The organism is Paenibacillus sp. FSL H8-0317, from assembly GCF_045040685.1.
Taxonomy (GTDB): Bacteria; Bacillota; Bacilli; order Paenibacillales; family Paenibacillaceae; genus Paenibacillus.
In genome coordinates this window covers 3970939-3988208 of record NZ_CP150294.1, presented here as the reverse complement: position 1 = coordinate 3988208, position 17270 = coordinate 3970939, and the positions used below count along the sequence as shown (strand labels likewise).

The 17270-nt window shown below is 45.5% G+C and carries 8 protein-coding genes; 2 read left to right on the top strand and 6 right to left on the bottom strand.

Going from position 1 to position 17270, the window contains the following annotated elements:
- Positions 1-42: 42 nt before the first annotated feature.
- Entirely contained in the window at positions 43-7359 is a 7317-nt protein-coding gene (locus MHB43_RS17730) for a DUF5695 domain-containing protein (RefSeq protein WP_405117621.1), read from the bottom strand.
- Positions 7360-7774: 415 nt separating this feature from the next.
- Between MHB43_RS17730 and MHB43_RS17725 the strand changes: the two genes are divergently transcribed.
- Entirely contained in the window at positions 7775-8668 is an 894-nt protein-coding gene (locus tag MHB43_RS17725) for a helix-turn-helix domain-containing protein (protein WP_405117620.1), read from the top strand.
- A gap of 137 nt (positions 8669-8805) precedes the next feature.
- On the opposite strand, the gene MHB43_RS17720 is transcribed toward MHB43_RS17725, so the two are convergent.
- From MHB43_RS17720 to MHB43_RS17700, 5 genes are all read right to left on the bottom strand, one after another.
- Positions 8806-10791: a beta-L-arabinofuranosidase domain-containing protein gene (locus MHB43_RS17720; RefSeq protein WP_339176869.1), complete on the bottom strand. Its 1986-nt coding sequence runs from the start codon at positions 10789-10791 to the stop codon at positions 8806-8808.
- Between the two features lie 616 nt (positions 10792-11407).
- A complete protein-coding gene (locus MHB43_RS17715) occupies positions 11408-12391 on the bottom strand; it encodes a family 43 glycosylhydrolase (RefSeq protein WP_237175072.1) in 984 nt (327 codons plus the stop codon).
- Between the two features lie 28 nt (positions 12392-12419).
- Positions 12420-13238, bottom strand: coding sequence for a carbohydrate ABC transporter permease (locus MHB43_RS17710; RefSeq protein WP_397376262.1), 819 nt, complete (start codon positions 13236-13238; stop codon positions 12420-12422).
- A 31-nt stretch (positions 13239-13269) separates the two neighbouring features.
- Positions 13270-14166 carry a carbohydrate ABC transporter permease gene (locus MHB43_RS17705; RefSeq protein ID WP_221821455.1) on the bottom strand — a complete coding sequence of 299 codons (897 nt, stop codon included), beginning with the start codon at positions 14164-14166 and terminating at the stop codon, positions 13270-13272.
- A gap of 84 nt (positions 14167-14250) precedes the next feature.
- On the bottom strand, positions 14251-15588 hold the full coding sequence (locus tag MHB43_RS17700; protein ID WP_237175749.1) for an ABC transporter substrate-binding protein: 1338 nt from the start codon (positions 15586-15588) through the stop codon (positions 14251-14253).
- Between the two features lie 262 nt (positions 15589-15850).
- Between MHB43_RS17700 and MHB43_RS17695 the strand changes: the two genes are divergently transcribed.
- Entirely contained in the window at positions 15851-16915 is a 1065-nt protein-coding gene (locus MHB43_RS17695; protein WP_339176867.1) for a GntR family transcriptional regulator, read from the top strand.
- Positions 16916-17270 lie beyond the last annotated feature (355 nt).

The following is a 17270-nucleotide window of genomic DNA, read 5'->3' as shown; positions in this document are numbered from 1 at the left end:
CCTTGTTCCTGCATAAAACAGGATCAAGGTCGGTTTCTTTAATTATAGCTGCAAGAAAATCTTACACAGAACCTGAGCAGCTTCTGCTCTGGTTGTCGTTCCAGCAGGACTCAAGGTGACATTGCTTCGCCCGTTTATGAAACCCATTTTAACCATTGCAGCCATGTCATCAACTGCGTACTTTGCTACATTTGCCGCATCTGTAAATCTCTTGAGATCCTCAGCTGTATGGGTCTGCTCGGTTTTGCCCACTGCCCGTAAAGCCCGCATGGTCAGCACAGCCAAATCTTGTCTAGCAATTTCCGTTTCCGGATAGAAGCTGCCGTTCGTGCCCAGGGCGATCCCGAGTGCTTTGGCGATTCCGATTTCCTCATAATAAAGGTCTGTTCGCTTCATATCACTGAAGGTGGTGTTTAACTCTGCTTTGAGATCCAGTGTCCTTACCAACCAGGCTAGATACTCACCTCTTGTGACCTTTTGGCCAGGACTAAAGCTTGTTGCTGATGTCCCGTCGATGAATCCTTTGGACGCCATTATTTCAACCGCTGGTGCGTACCACGAATCCTTGATGACATCATTGAAGAACTTCTTTGTATACACAACTGCATATTGACCTGTGTTTGACGCTGGAAAAACCATGGCTTGTAGAGCACTGTCGTATTTGCCATTCAGTAACTGAACAAATGTACTATTCGCAGCCACGTACGAAACTGTAAGGTATTTGGAATTGGCCAATTCTTCAACATCAGGAGCATAAGGCAGTCTGATTTCAGCCGGTGTATTCAAGGCTACCATTTCTTCTCCATCTAGTTGAACAGCGAATGCAATAACAGGTCTGCTGGCTGTTACGGATTTTACTTCTGAATGTAGCTTTGCCGTATCTAGCCAGCTCAGTGTCAGTTCCACACTTTTGGCACCTGATACATACTTCAGCAAATTAGAAGGTACGGTAACGGTTCCAAATTCCGTATTAATCTCGATCTTGATGTTGGCATGCTCTGCGGTTAGTGCAGCTGCAGGAAGCTCAACCGCATAGGAATGGGCTCCCTCTGCTTTCGGAATATCCACCATAATTGTTTTAATATTATTGCTATTCGACTTTACATGCTCCAGAGCCTTATTAAGGTCTTCCTGCCGGATGGGTGCTCCTTTAGCTTTACCGGTTTTGGTATCCGACTTTGGTGCCACAATCTTAATCCAATTCCCTTCGACTTTGATGTTTTCAGGAACCGGTGAAGGTGTGGTCACTGACACAGGTGCATCCGTTGACGGCGGTGTTTCCGTAGGCTTCGGATTGATGACTGGATTGCTGATAACGACAGTAAGGGATTGGCTCGCATAATGAGTTGCCGTCTCTTTATATCTTACCTCGTAAATTCCGTTGCCAAGACCTGTAACCTCTGTGCCTGTGATCGCATTCCAGCTGCCAGCGTCCACTCCTACTAGCCGATATTCCATTACAGGACTTACACCAGTGATCTTACCATCCTTGGCCCCAGCTGCACTGACATTTACAGCCTTGACCTCTGCACTGGACGGCGGACTTTGCTCCTGCTTGGTTCCGTCAGGCACAACGATCAGGATAGCAGGACTTGGATTGCTCATATCCGTCCCGGCGTACCGGAGCTCATAGCTGCCGGCCTCGAGGCCTTCAATGCGGGATCCACTAACCGGCATGTAACCACCTTGATCCGCCTTTCGGTACTCCATATCGACAGTCATATTTTCAATTCTGCCATCATTCCCGCCTGCCGCTGTAGGCGGTGTAATGACGAGTCCTTCCGCTGTTGGTGCCTCTCTGTCTGCCCTGGCTTCATTGCGAATGTCCACGGTTACCGGCGGACTTGCCTTAAGGATGTCTGTGGCTGCATACCGGATCTGATAGCTGCCAGGCTCCAGATCGTTGATACTTGAACCTGTAACAGGCGTGTAGTCCTCTTCGCCCAGCTTCCGGTATTCCATCGTATCATTCAAACCCTCAATTATGCCTTTTATGCCGGTATCCGAATTGGCGTGTGAGATTACCCACCCACTCTCATCGGGTGCAACCTGCTCCTGTGTCTGCGCTTCCGGAATAAAGACTTCCTTATCCAGGCTGGCGCTCAGCGAACCGGTCTTCATATACCGGACATAATATTTACCGGCGGTGAGACCTGTGACCTCAATTCCTGCAATTGCAATATATTCTTCTTCGCCTTCCTTCTTATACTCCATTTCTGTTGTCACACCAATCAGTTTGCCGTCATCTCCATCAGGAATGGACGGTGCCATACCGGCCGGTGTTACTGGAGCCTCACGATCAGGACTGGGTATGGCCTGGTGAACTTCCCATTCCCATAGGCCTACACCGTTATCGCCTGCCCGCGATTGTTTGGTCAGGGTAACCCGCAGTGCTTTTACATTCAGCACCGAGTCAAACGTGTACGGATTGGAGGATTCCACTGGAGTATGTTCAACCACTTTGATTCCCTCCGTAATCGTTCCCGCTGTTATCCATTCATCAGTTCCGCTATCCGCCGGGATGTAGGAATATACAATTTGGGTAGGCGGCTTGATTCCGCCGGCATCTGACCACAGCAACAGATTCGAACTCCGGATGGTGGCACCCTGCGGCCATTCATATTGCACCCACTCCTCTGCGCCCTCATGGCCCCAGGTTCCCCAATGCAAAATGTTATTGCCATCTTTCTTTCCGTCGTTTACTGCAGCCAAACTCTCCCAAGGAGAGGTATAGCTGGAAGAAGCATTTGCGAGGAAGGCCATATTGCCGCCTCTCGGACTGAGCAGACGCAAATCCATCAAAAGCTTCTCAAGCGCCAGGCTAACTTCTTCGTCTGTGGCATTCATATTCTTGATCACAGCAGATGCATCTGTCTTCGCCGCTTCTATTGGCGCAAGACCAGGATCTGCAAGGTTCGAAGAATTTAATGTATTTACATAGTTATAGACCTTGATCAGTTCTGACTTATCTACCGCTCCGGTATAGCCGTATACCTTCCATTCCAGAATACCGCTGCCATTAACGAAAGGCTTCATGTCCATACGAACACCTGTAATATATGCGGGCTCAAAGGTAGTCGTATTGTATTTATTAAGTTCATTTCCCAATCCCTTTATGTCCCGCGGGGTGTACCATTTCCCATCTTCGCCGCGAAGCATAAGTTGTATATCCTTTGGACGAAAGTTCCCGCCGTTGTCTTGAAATACATATACATCCATGGATGAGGCCAGGAATGGCTGATCCCATTCATACGTCACCCATGCTGGATCTCCTTCTCTACCCCAGTTATGCCATGCACTGTTGGGGGCACCACGGTTCGGCGAGAAATCTGCCGAGCTTTTAGGTTCAATGCCGTTATTCATCGCTTCCGGATATCCGTCGCCACCAGAGAAGCTAGCGGAAGCCTTGGCTGTCAGCGCCGCATTTTGAAGCTCAGTATTCACGACATGTACGGTAGCCCAAACCTCCAAGGCACTGCCATTGACCGTTCCTCTGGCTTCAAATTGGCCTACACTAGCATAGCCGCTTGGATCTATAGCATCCCAAGTGATTTCCTGCTCTAAATACCCTTCCTCTGACAGAATATAGATTTGTCTAGGAAGTTCTGGTTCAATATCCTTCTTGGTGACAACGCTGAGTGCCCGGTAAACGTCAACGGTATCTTCCTTAATCTCTATCGTTATATCCTTGCTGGCCTTCTTGTCTCCGTCTGTCGCACTGAAGGTAAACACGTAGGTGCCTGCCATGCTTACACGCGCATAGGCTGCTGTTTTGTCACCATCCACAAATGAAATGTCCGCTGAACCTTGAGGCTTTTGCTTGACGGCCCAAGTGTACTTCAACTGGGGTTCTTCTGCCTCGCTATGCACAGGGTCAGGAATGGCCTCCCCGGACAATACCACGATACTGTTATTTGCAACATCCTGAACCGCAGTTACGTGGCCAATTGCTGGAGGCTGTTTATCCGGCGGTGAAGCCAGTTCGAAGATGACCTGGCTGGAGCCAGTCAGTTGTCCATCACTTGCGCTAAGCTTAACCGTATATGAGCCTGCTTTGGTACCCGTAGCCTGTGTAATGCTTGCTTTCGGATGAGTAAAGGTTAGCTTGGCGCCTTCTGGGGCACTGACCACTTCCCATTGGTAAGACAGAGTTCCTTCCGGCGCGCCGTCATCGGTTACAATCCCATTCAGCATAAATGGAATCAACGCCTGTGGATGTTGTGTCGCCAGCTCTACAGTAATTTGCGGAGCTTCATTTTCACCGCCGGCTGACTTTTCAATGATCAATTCAGCACGCTGCACGCTACCCATCTGAAACATGGCAACGCCTTCATTGTTCTGAACATAGAACTGTCCGGCAGCTGCACCATTCAGCTTCATGGTATAGTAGCCATTCTCGATCCCCACTCCATCGAACAAAATCCGTGAAGTATGCTCTTTCCCTGATGGATTCAGGAGCTGGAGAGTAAAACCCTTACCATCTTTTTGAATTTGCGCGCTTTCTACTTTATCGCTTTCCAGCTCCAAATAGATTTTCTCATCGATCAGATTGATCCGTTTGCCGAAACCGTCTTTCGGCGTAATATTGTAGCTATCTCCTTCGACAGTTACCAGCGCTCCATAACCGAACAGCCCGAATATCGGATCTGTAACAATATCGGAGCTGATACTGAGAAGGGAACCATAGAGGCCTTCTTCTGATTCGCCCGAAAAATCATTCCAGCCGTTACTCATGACGCGTGAGCCGCCATCGTATACGTCCTTCGTACCTGTGCCTCCTTTATACATCGAATATCTCCAAGAGGTACCGCCAACTGAATTAGCCGAAATCTGTCCCATATTGACGGCATTGAAATTCGAAATCTTAGCGGCATAATTGCGCTGCTGTGCAATGGCCTTCTGCTCCACCGATCTGCCATCATTCTCATACCTTAGCCAGTCATCCATAATGTAACCTGCTAAAGACGCAGTATATTGGAAATTCCACCAGCCTTCACCGCCGCGGAAAACGGGCACGGAATAATGGAACCAGGTAGGCTGAATCCCGCGCATAGCACGTGTTTTCCAATCGGCCATTTCCATACTTTTCTCAGCTGCACCTGTAAGCGCGTCTGCTGGATAGTACGTGCGCAGAGCCTTCGCTGCTGCATAAGCCCCTTCTTCGCCAGTATTGTCATATTCAAATTCCGATCCGTAAGGATAAGTGGCTCTGGTCATATTCCGTCCCTTGTCGAGGGCGAACTTCTTCTGCAGATTGGTTGACTCGTTCTGCATCCCCTCTTCCTTCAGTGCTTCAATCATATCCGGGATTTGCTGCTCGCCATAGAATCCGATGGCCCCGGTGGAAACGCGCTTATAGTAGATGTTATAAGCTTTCTCCAGATAAAACTGAGGCGATTCCCGGTACTCGATCAAATTAGGATAAGCCTTCTGAATCCGGTACATGTTGAAAAATCCGGTAGCTTCCATGATTTCGGAGAAGGTACGTGTATAAGGCTTATCTTTGTCGGTATACGCTCCAGAATCTTTCAGCCAGTTCGCAACGATGTAGCTATCCTGAGTATTCTTCATGTATCGTTCCCACATGAAGTCGATCAGGAATGTCTCGATAGAGCGAATTTCATCGGGATTGGGAGCCAGATAGTTCTTCATCGTCATGAAGTTGATGTTGTCATGGCTCCAGTCATCTCCCCAATGGCTTGTATTTAGATCGATGCCGCTTGTAAGATACCAGTCGAAATAGTTACCATAAGTTGGACTTTCCGGATTCTTATCCTGTGTTTGCTGGACCATGAATTCGGAATGGGCATCCGAGATTGCATCCAGCTCGGCTAGAACATTGAATTCAAATTGAGTGAATTTATCCACCCATTCGTTGCCGTCCTTCAGCTTATATTCGATACGCACACTGTTGTTGCCGATCGAATCAAACTGAAGTGAATAAATATGATGCTGTTCACCATTTACGATCTTGGTCTCCACAAACTCAACCGACTCGTTGTAGCCGGGGTTCCCGTCAGGCAGTCCACGTTCGGCCCGCGAGTTATCAACCATTTCCTTTCTGCTCTTCCCAGGCTTGATATCCGGAATATGCGCTTCGTCAAACGGATCATTCTCTGCCACATTTTGAATATCGATGGATTGTACATCAACGATACTGTCGTCATAGTGCAGGTCTATCTTGACAGGCATATCGATCGCTGTCTGGAAGCCCGGCACCGCTACGGCATCAATCATACCTGATTTATATAGGATGGACCGGAGATTGGCTTCACGGTCTTCCATCGAGGTCGAACTATTATTTGGGCTTTGGGCGCTTTCCTGCGGCGTATTGTCGCCTCCACGGACTGCGGAGAATTTGAACTTATACGTCTTGGACTCATCCGGTCCTAGGACGAGGCTGGAAGCATCAGTAAAGTACCCGCGTCCCGTTTTTTGGATTTCTTTGGAGTGAATATAAAGCACGTTCAGCCCCGGATACCAGCCGCCACTGTCTCCTGTCCAGTTCTTAAAGGTGTCTGCAGCACGTCGCTCTCCTGCTTCATGCATCCAATAATCCACATACTCGATTCGAGCGCCGCTTTCCGGCACCGGAGTGAAGAGCATAAAGTTTCCCTCACCACTGGTGCGGATGGCATAAGAATATCCACTGTCAGCACCTGCAAAATTATGCACTGTCACACGGTCATCATAGGTATCGGATAAGGTCTGATATTTGTTATTCCAAGGCATTGGCAAGCCGATATCTCCGAATTCGATATACTGATTGCTCTTGTTCTTCACCGTAATTTCCCAAAGCAGTGAACCGTCATTGGTCTCCATATCAAAAACGGATTTCACATCGAAGCCCTTCATTACCCGCTGGCCCGTAGAGTCTAGGTTCTGTCCAATAAAGTTGACTTCTACCTTCTTGCCGTCTGCTGATGCGGTCTTGTTCATATAGGGGTTATCCGGATTAATGGTCGAATATTGTGTAGATCCCCCGGCAGCCAATGTTTTATTGGCATCAACTTCTACAAAGCCGTCCCTGTTATCAGGGAATTGTCCATTGGCACCCGTACGGTAAGAGAAGATCATTTCTCCCATCCATTGGTGCTGAGTACCATTCTGCGGCGATGTAGTGTTAGGCAGGACGAAATTGATTGGCTTCCCCTGTTTATTGGTAGGATTGTTGTTGATATAAAGCTCCTCAATCTGACCTAAGTCGCCAACTTTGGCGGACAGGCTGGCATTGGAGATACCGGTCTTTACTGCAGCCGTCGCGGCCGCAGGCAAAGCGCTAACCTGCAGCGGCAGACTTGAAAATGCCAGGAGCAGCGCGATCATGAGCGGCTTCCACTTCTTCGAAATCATTGTCATTATAACCTCCTGTATATATGTGATCATATCCATTAGGGGTTTAATTCTCTTAAACCGGTAAGTATAGTTTCTTCTACGAAATACCTTTGACCGATCCATCGAAAATGACGTTCATTCTTTCGTCTAAAGTAGAATCTCTAAGTCGATTGTTAAGATAATCGAATCCTATAACCGTTACTCCACTTACGTGGAGCCTATATCGTGTAGCCATACAGGGGCAGGATAATAATTTCCATTGGAATCATCATCACAACCAGCACGAGAGTGAAGATAAGGTTCTAAACCTGAATCCGTTGAAGGTTAAAACTGAATTTCGTAAGCGCTTTATTTTCTATGTTACTTGCTGTATCATAAAAAATAAATTCTCGATGCCAACATGAATTTTAAATATTTCAACCTGTTCGGAGGTGCCGGATTGGACTCGCCCATCCTTCATTTCATTACCCCGCCCATTCCCTATTTTATTGATTGCGGACGTGCTTGTTACGAAGCCGGTGAATATCACATTAGCCGCAGTGACATCGGTGTCTTTGATCTAATTGTTGTTACACGCGGTTCGCTCGCCATTAGCGAGAACGGGACAGAATGGCTTCTGAACCAGGGAGAAGCACTGATCCTTAAGCCGGATGGACATCATTACGGCAGCGCAACCTGTAAGGCGGAAACGGAAATGATCTGGATTCATTTTCAAACCTTTGGCAGCTGGAGAGAGTCTGCCAACATGGACGAATGTCTCGCCAATCAAGCCGAACTAATCGAGACACATAAGGTGAGCGCATATCTGAACCACTGTGATGTCTGTTCCATCTTCATTCCCAAACATTTGCACATTGCAATCAAAGATATGGAACTGCTGGAGCATTTCTCTCAGCTTGATCAGGAGCCTCAGTCCCTGCGCAATTGGAAACGACAGGCGACCTTCCAGCAATTTATGCAGCATCTGGATCTTGGGCTGTCTTCACTGTTAGACGTTGCCGCAATCCGGATTGCCGAGAAAGTTGAACTCTACATCCGCCACAATTACCCGCTACCGATCTCCAATCCGATGCTGCAAAAGGAACTTAACTACCATCCAAACTATCTCGCACGCAGCATGCTGAAAGTGTATGGCATGACACCCATGGAATATCTGCTGCATTACAGAATCGAACAGGCCAAAAAGCTGCTGCTGCAAACCGCCTGGTCCGTTGCTCGCATCGCCGAAGAGATCGGCTTTAATCATGTATCCTACTTCTCTTCCTGTTTCTCGAAAAAAGAGGGCATCTCTCCTTCCAACTTCCGCAGCAAGTTTACCAACTCAGATAAATAAACTGACTCAATCAGAACTGATGCCGTGAAAAAAGTGTCCGCTCATCAAAGATCGCGTTATCCTACAGCGCGTATTGTGGGTCTATCGGGCGCTTTCCTTTTGCATACCTTTTTACAGCAGCACGAGTAGACTTCTTCTTATTCGCTTTCGCGAATCCAAACGCTCATTTCTCCTTCATCCCGATTGGCCCAAGTGAAGTAAGGAATGAACCGAAGCTCGGCAGGCTGTATATCCCAGTGAACATCACTGCGATACAGATGTATTCCCCAGTCTTCTTGGGATACGATTCTCTGCCCAATGGTTGTAAGATCCGGAACCCCCAGAGGCATCTGTTCCCCGCTACCGATATGAAACTCGGCATCCCGGGGCAGCTGAATGCGATGCAATCCGCGGCCATTGTCGACTTCTTCGAGACAGTACATAAACGGTCCCCGCTGGATGGCTACTTTTCCGAAAGCGGTTTTGATGTGATCATGCCCTTTCATCCGCAGCAACTCCATAGGGAAGTGAAGTTTAATCTCATCACCGGCTTTCCACGAACGGTTCACTTTTATGTAACCGTATTCAAAAGTAAAACCATCCTGTTCGCTCTTCTCCCCATTAATCCACAGCTCGGGAATCTTGCACCAGTCCGGCTTTCTCAGAGCTATCGTAAACTGCATTCCCTCTGGGGAATCAGGCCGAACGATCAGCTTCACATCTCCAGTGGAGGTATAGTCAGAGTCCATGGTTAGGGCTGCTCTCCTACCCTCAAGTGTGAATTCCCCTTCCCCTCCGATGTACAATTGTACATACAACGCAGCCTGTTCCACAGCCGGGGTATATACATATTGATCCAATGAGGCAATTAATCGCGCAATGTTCGGCGGACAGCAAGCACAACCAAACCACCCTTGCCGGCGTGTTCGCACGTGGGCATAATTAGGATTTACACGTTGCATCTTCGGATCGACTTCAAGCGGATTCACATAGAAGAAACGTTGACCATCCAGAGACATTCCACTAATCACCGTGTTGTACAGGGCTCGCTCCATAACGTCTGCGTACCGGCTATCCTGCTCCATCTGCAGCATGCGCTTCGCCCAAAAGATCAGGCCAATTGAAGCACAGGTCTCTGCGTAGGCGGTATCTCCAGGCAGATCATAATCGCCTGTAAATGCTTCTTCTTTGGCTGATGAACCAATGCTTCCCGTAATGTACATTCGCTTGCTTACGATGTTGCTCCACAACCGTTCACAGGCTTCTTTCAGCGATGTATCCTCCGTTTTTGCAGCTACATCTGCCATAGCCGCGCACATGTAAACCAGTCGAACCGAATGGCCTTCTGCTGTCGACTGCTCCCTAATAGGCAGATGGGACTGCGAGTACGTGTGTCGGTGAACCATATCCAACTCGCCAAAATGTATGGTACGGCCTCTTTGCTCCCATTCCTCTACAAAAAAATGCGGACTCGCTCCCCGCTGATCCAGAAAATAACGGCTCAGTTCCAGATATTTCTCTTCTTTTGTCGTCTCATACAATTTGAATAGTGCAAGTTCAATCTCTTGATGTCCATCATAACCTGGCAATTGTCCCGGCTCTGTACCAAATACGGTGCCTATATGATCCGCCAGGCGAATAACCACATCCAGCAGCGTGCGCTTGCCCGTGGCATGATAGTACGCCACACCAGCCTCAATCATATGTCCTGCGCAATAAAGTTCATGACACTCGGCGAGGTTCGTCCAGCGCGCCCCAGGTTCACGCAGGGTGAAGTACGTGTTCAAATAACCATCGGCTTGCTGTGCCCGAGCTATGGTCTCAATAACAGAATCCACGAGGACTTCAAGTTCCGGGTCGGGCTTCGCGGAGAGCAGGTACGAAGCTGCTTCAATCCATTTCGCAACATCGCTATCCTGAAAAACCATGCCATAATGAACGCCCTCTTCATCCCCTGCAGCAATGCGGAAATTCCGTATGGCCCGGCTTGGTTCAGCTCCTTCGATACGGTCATTGAGCGCTTCCCATTGATAAGGAACAACTACGTTGCGGACCAGTTCAATATAATGCGACCAGAATGGATCATTGATTTTATGGCTATAACCTGATGTCTGTGGATGGTGCGTGACGTCTGGCTTTGTCATGGGAACCTCTCCTTGTTCTTTTTTGATAACCTTATTTTACAAATCATTACATCAGGCTGAAATCATCATTTCCAACTGAAATTTATATAATTACAACCTTGTACATATGCTAACCTTGTAACAAATCAGAAACTTACCTCTTACAGTTCGTCTTGCTGTAAGTGACTCAAAGCCCGTTTTTGTATCTTATCGAGTTGTTTGTCCCATAAGAAATTTGAAAACTGTGCAAAATTTATGCTGCCTGTTAAGATTTAAATTACATCTTTATTCTTTAGATGTACTTCTTAACGGTAATCGGACAATGTTCTTGTCCATTCCGGCAATCGATAGAAGCTCTTGTCCTTGGCATGGACTAAAAATCGTACCGATAACATAAAAAAAGCCGCCGATCCTATTGATCAGCGACTGTTTTTGTTTTTTTGATATGATTTTCCGGGATAACTGGAGCGGCAAGTTTTAAGGCAACTTTCCACTACTTGTATTACGGTTCGACGTATTATCTGTTGAGCGAAGTCGAAGACACCCAGTAGGGTGCCTTCGATGTTCTAACTGTCTCTCTTTGGCAAGTTGGATAAACGAACTCAAATCCATCAACCAACCTTGTTGGGACACTCGTTCACTGTACAGAACGTGCAAGTGCTGCAACAGAGCCGCGGAAATCGGGTTTGCCGTCAGCCGTCCACAAAAGCTCCGTCACAAATGTATGGCGATTCGGATCGTACAGCGGATCTCCTATAATGTTCTTGTACGTTCTTGCGTGGAACACAAATAGCGTCTCTTCGCCGTCCTCTGACACCGTGAAGGAATTATGACCGGGACCATACATTGAGATACTCTCATCTGTGGAGAAAACCGCTGCTTGAGACTTGCGCCATGAGTTGGCATCGAGCAAATCAGCATCCGCATCGGCTTCAAGTAAGCCCATGCAATAATTGAAATCCGTGGCGCTAGCCGAGTAAGAGAGGAATACCCGATTACCTTTGCGAATAAATGCCGCGCCTTCGTTCACTTTATAACCAATGATTTCCCAGTCATATTCCGGCATCGAAATCATCGTTTGCGGCCCAGTCAACGTCCACGGATTGCTCATTTTAGATATATACAGATTAGAGTTACCTTCAATATTCGGATCCTTTTGTGCCCATACGTAATAACGGCTGCCATTATGCTCAAAGGTAGTGGCATCGAGGGCGAAGCTTTCCCACTCGGTACGAACCTGCCCTCTTTCCGTCCAAATGCCTTCGAGCGGATTGGCATTCTCATTCTCTAGCACGTACATCCGATGGTCGAACAAGCCTTCATTCGTTTCCGTCGTGTGTGCGGCAGCGAAATACACGTACCATTTGTCATCAATAAAATGCAGTTCTGGTGCCCAAATATTAGCACTAAGGATACCAGTCTCGCGCTTTCTCCAGATCACTACAGGAGTTGATGTAACAAGCCCTTCAAGGTTCTGGGCTCTACGGATTTCAATCCGATCATACTCCGGAACGGATGCTACGAAGTAATAATAACCGTCCGAATGTCGGTAAATAAAAGGATCAGCTCTTTGCTCAATCAATGGTTGAATGTCATGTAACGCTCGTTGTTGGATTTCCATCTTATCACCTGTTTCATCATAATATACACTACCCTTTGACAGCGCCTGCAGTCATACCATCTATGAAATATTTCTGAAAAGCAATGAACAGTATAAAAATTGGAATGATGGAGAAGAACGAGCCTACGATCAATAGATCATAGTTATTGCCATAAGGAGTTAACAACGTTTTCAAACCGATTGGAAGTGTATATTTACTCTGATCTCCGAGAACCATGAATGGCCACAATAGATTATTCCAGCTATTCATACCATTCAGAATGGCCATTGCTGCAAAGGATGGCTTCATAATCGGAATAATTAGTCTAAAATAAATCGCATACTCGTTTGCGCCATCAACCCGCCCAGATTGAATAATTTCTTTGGGTATGCTTCGTAGATATTGCCTGAAGAAAAATATTGTCGCGGCATTGGCTATACCGGGCAGAATGATTGCCGAATAGCTATTCACCATTCCCAAATCATTAATTAGGCTGTACAAGGGAACCAGCAGTATTTCGAAAGGCACCATCATAATGAGCAAAACACATATAAAGAGGAAGTTCTTACCTTTAAAATGATATGCTGCAAAACCATATGCAACAAATGCGCTTACAAAAAGCGTTAAAACCACTTGAACGATTGTTAAAATCATACTGTTCCAAAACCACACAAAATAATCATGTTGTCCAGTAAACAGATAGATGAAATTATCAAAACTCATGATTTCAAAATCCAAACTTAGGTTAAGACCATATCTAACTAATGATTCACCTGGTTTAAAGGAAGATAGGGCCACTGCGTAGAATGGGATCATAATTATAACGAATAGTATAATGAATAAACAAATAATTACTATTCTAGAGATGAAATCACTCCTCGTCTGACTTCTGCCCACTTTAATCCTCCTCCTTTTTGAACATTCCACTAAATTTCAACTGCGTTAAATTGATAACCATAGCAATGACTAACAGAATGATACCAACTGCAGCTGCGTAACCCAGCTTATTCTGCTCAATCCCTTGTCTATACAGGTATCCAACAATGGTTAAGCCAATATTTTTGGGTGAATTGTTACCGTTAAACATCATCAGGCTCTCGGTAAACATGGCTAAACCTGCATAAACACTAATTGTCGTAACATATACCGTGGTCGGCTTCAATAATGGCATTGTGATCGTTCTAAACTTCTGCCAAGCAGATGCCCCGTCAATTGAAGCAGCCTCATAATATTCATTGTCAATGCTTTTCAAACCGGATAGATAGTAAAGCATATTAACACCTGTCCATCTCCAACATGCGAGGATTAATAGTGCTGCCATACTCCAATTTCCGTCTTTCAAAAATTTAATAGGCTCTATACCAAATAGACCCAGGAAACTATTCATTAATGAACCTTCCATTTCACCGAATGTAAGCCGGAAAATGGTACCCGCAACTGCGACAGAAGTCAATGCAGGGAGAAAGAACGAAGATTTAAAAAACTCTCTTCCCTTCATTAACTTACTGTTTATCATAACGGCGAATAACATAGGAAAAGGAATTAACAGCACTAAGGTTCCTAACATGTACACAACGCTATTTTTAATAGATGTCAAAAACACTTTATCAGTAAGTAATTTCGAATAATTCGCTTCACCAATCCATTTAGGATCCTGTCCTAACATTCTATCTTGAAAGCTCATTACGAATGAATTTACAAGTGGAAAAAACCAGAATATCAAAAATATAAGTATAAATGGCAATACAAAAACATACGGCGCAACTTTTTGAGAGTATACAAATTTCTTTATCATATTCTCAATCTCCCTTGACTAAGGTTAAACCTGCCGACTACTATACCTGCCGACAGGTCTAATCAAATCATTTACTTATTATATTTATTTCAATTCTTGTTCAATTGCTGCTTGTGCTTCATCCAAAGCTTCCTTCACGTCTTGGCCATCTTCAAAGATAGCATTCAAAGTTACCGTATTGAATATATTGCCGATGGTTGGTGAGGCTTTAACGGACTTAATCGCTCTAATTTCGTCCTTGATTTCATTCAAAGTATCAAATGCATTTGTTTTAAAGTATTGGACGTATTCATTATCAGGGTTTTTTGTAACTGCATCATCTTTCCATACTTCCATGTTAATTGGGTCAAATCCAAGTGTATTCCAGATTTCAGTAGTAGCTTCTTTCGAAAGCTTAGCAAAGGCTACAAATTCTTTTGCCAACTGAACGTCTTTACCATTCTTAGTAACAACTGTGCCAGTACCGCCTAAGCCAACGGAACGAGGATTACCTTCTTCAAATACAGGCAATGGAGCTATTGCATACTTACCTTTAAGGTCTTTCATTTCGTTTACAAAGCGGGACATGTACCATTCAGGCATCAATGCACTTGCGTAGTTGCCTTTGTTGTATTCGCCTTTTGCTTCTTCTGTGTCGGGTTGTCCGCCAGGGATCGTATGAATAACATTGTTCTTCTGCAGATCGACTAACATTTCATACGCTTTAATCATTTCAGGTGAGTTCACTTTTGGATTACCATTTTCATCTGTAAAATCAGCGTTTTGCTGAGCTAGTAGCAGCGATGCTTGCCATGTAGCTGATGTATCAGCAGTACCTAAGTACTTGCCAGTCTTTTCATAAACCTTGATACCTGCTTGTTTGTAATCTTCCCACGTTTTGATTGTCTTGTAGTCAACACCTGCTTGCTCGAGAATTTCAGTATTGTAGAAAGCAAGCGTCGCACCTACGTGATAATCGAATCCATAAACCTGTTCGGCTTTGGAATAAATCTCGACACGTGAAGGAACAACAACGTCTTTGTATGGTGCAAATACATCATTCAAAGATTCCAGTGGAACGTTGTCACCTTCCAAGAATTTAGGAAATTTACCAAGCTCAATATCCGCGATATCAGGAGCACCTTTTCCGCTTGTAACTGCCAATAAGAGCTTGTTGTGCATATCATCGTAAGGCATAACCGTTACATTCAACTTAATCTGTTTGTCTGGGTTCTGTTGGTTCCATAACCCCAGCATTTTATCCAAATGCTTGCCGTGCAAATCTACGAATGTCCAAAATGATAATTCTGTTGCATTCTCACCGGCATTAGCGCCTAATTGCTGCGTTTCCGTTTTTGAACCGGAAGGATTACCACATGCAGTAAAAACAAGTGACATAATAAGGAGTGTAACGATGGAGATTAAAGCACTGCGTTTTTTCATTTGTTCGTCATCCTCTCTTTTTTTGTTATGCATTTGAAAAGTTGGCTGACTAGTTAGTTCTGTTAATTTAAGCGGTTTCAATACACCTTGGCACCACCATCCTTAACATAATTCTAACCTTTCAAAGAAAAGACCCCTTCGCAACAATTTCTTAGATTCCATATTGTAAGCGCTTTACATGCCGTATTATAATATATATGAAATAAGCTTTATATAACCAATTGATTATAAAATCATAAAGTTTATGGGGAGATGCTACTCTTTGAAAAAGCTGGCGCTCTACAAACAAATTCGAGAAAACATTATACAGAAAATTAAATCAGGGCAGCTTCGGCCAACGGATCGCATTCCTTCTGAACAAGAACTAATGGACGAATTCAGAGTAAGTAAAATTACCGTCAGGAACGCCCTAACCCTACTAGCTGACGAGGGATTAATTATACGCGTACAAGGCAAAGGCTCATTCGTCTCTTCTAGTCTTGTTGTTTCTAGCATCAATTTCTCGCCATCCCCATGCAGCGCGTCCTCCATGCCGCTCATCGGCTTCATCATTCCGACGATGAGAACCCGTGTCATTCAGAAGCTCGTTGACTACACGGAACACTACCTACAAGAAGCCGGCCTCAGCATGGTACTAAGCATCACGCGCGAGTCTTCCTCTATCGAATCAAACGTCATTCGTACACTAACGGAGCTCGGTGTGAAGGGGCTGATCGTTTTTCCAACAGAAGATGAGAAGTACAACGAATCATTACTGCGTCTGTCGCTCGATAAATTCCCGTGTGTGTTCATCGACCGCTATCTGCGCAACATTGAGACGTACACCATTACATCCGACAATTACGGCGGTGCGTATAAAGCTGTGTCCCATTTGCTATCCAAGAGTCATCAGCAGATTGCGCTCATCTCACCTGAAAATGCCAATACAGCCGTCGAGGACCGCACGCTCGGCTTCGAGCAGGCGTACACAGATCAAGGCATCTCGATTGACAAGCGCTTGTGGTGTCACATTCCTCTCGACATTCTACGCAGCGAGCAAGCATTGGACTATGTAAGCAACTTCTTGCAGAACCACAGTGGAATTTCGGCAGCCTTCTCCTTGACTGAAGAAACAGCACGCCTTACATCCGCCGCGATCAGTCTTCTGAACGAACACTCAAATATCGATTTACTATCTTTCGATAATCCACATCTTTCAGGCGTAGCTTATGTGCAGCAGGATGAACAGGAAATGGCACGAACAGCCGTCAAGCTGTTATGTGAACAGATGGAAGATATTTATTCTCCTAAGAACGCCGTCATCCCCGTGCAACTCATCTTCCCTTGACACGACAAAGGTTGTAGCCAGGCGATAGATAGATAGATAGATAGATAAACTGGGCATATTGTTTGGTTTTACCGACGATGTTGTTCATGATTGTCTGCCTAAAAAAGTTAGTTCATGATACAAAAAAACTTACTCAAGCTCTCGCCACAGGATTCCATCATAATACTATTTAGATAATTACCTAATCCGAAATGACACAATGTTTTTGTCCTCAGCTTGGGACAAGACTTGGTTCCTAAAAAAAAAGCCACTATAATAGCGACTTCAACTGGACTATGTTTTTGTCCTTCGACATTTTGTCATTCCATCACATCATCAGCTGCTTCTTCCTTGGTTTTATTGAACTAACGTTTCT

What these genes read in the sequence shown, in the direction of transcription:
- MHB43_RS17720 (WP_339176869.1), bottom strand. Translation starts at nt 10,791, where the DNA reads ATGACAAAGCCAGACGTCACGCACCATCCACAGACATCAGGTTATAGC.
- MHB43_RS17730 (WP_405117621.1), bottom strand. Translation starts at nt 7,359, where the DNA reads ATGACAATGATTTCGAAGAAGTGGAAGCCGCTCATGATCGCGCTGCTC.
- MHB43_RS17715 (WP_237175072.1), bottom strand. Translation starts at nt 12,391, where the DNA reads ATGGAAATCCAACAACGAGCGTTACATGACATTCAACCATTGATTGAG.
- MHB43_RS17700 (WP_237175749.1), bottom strand. Translation starts at nt 15,588, where the DNA reads ATGAAAAAACGCAGTGCTTTAATCTCCATCGTTACACTCCTTATTATG.
- MHB43_RS17705 (WP_221821455.1), bottom strand. Translation starts at nt 14,166, where the DNA reads ATGATAAAGAAATTTGTATACTCTCAAAAAGTTGCGCCGTATGTTTTT.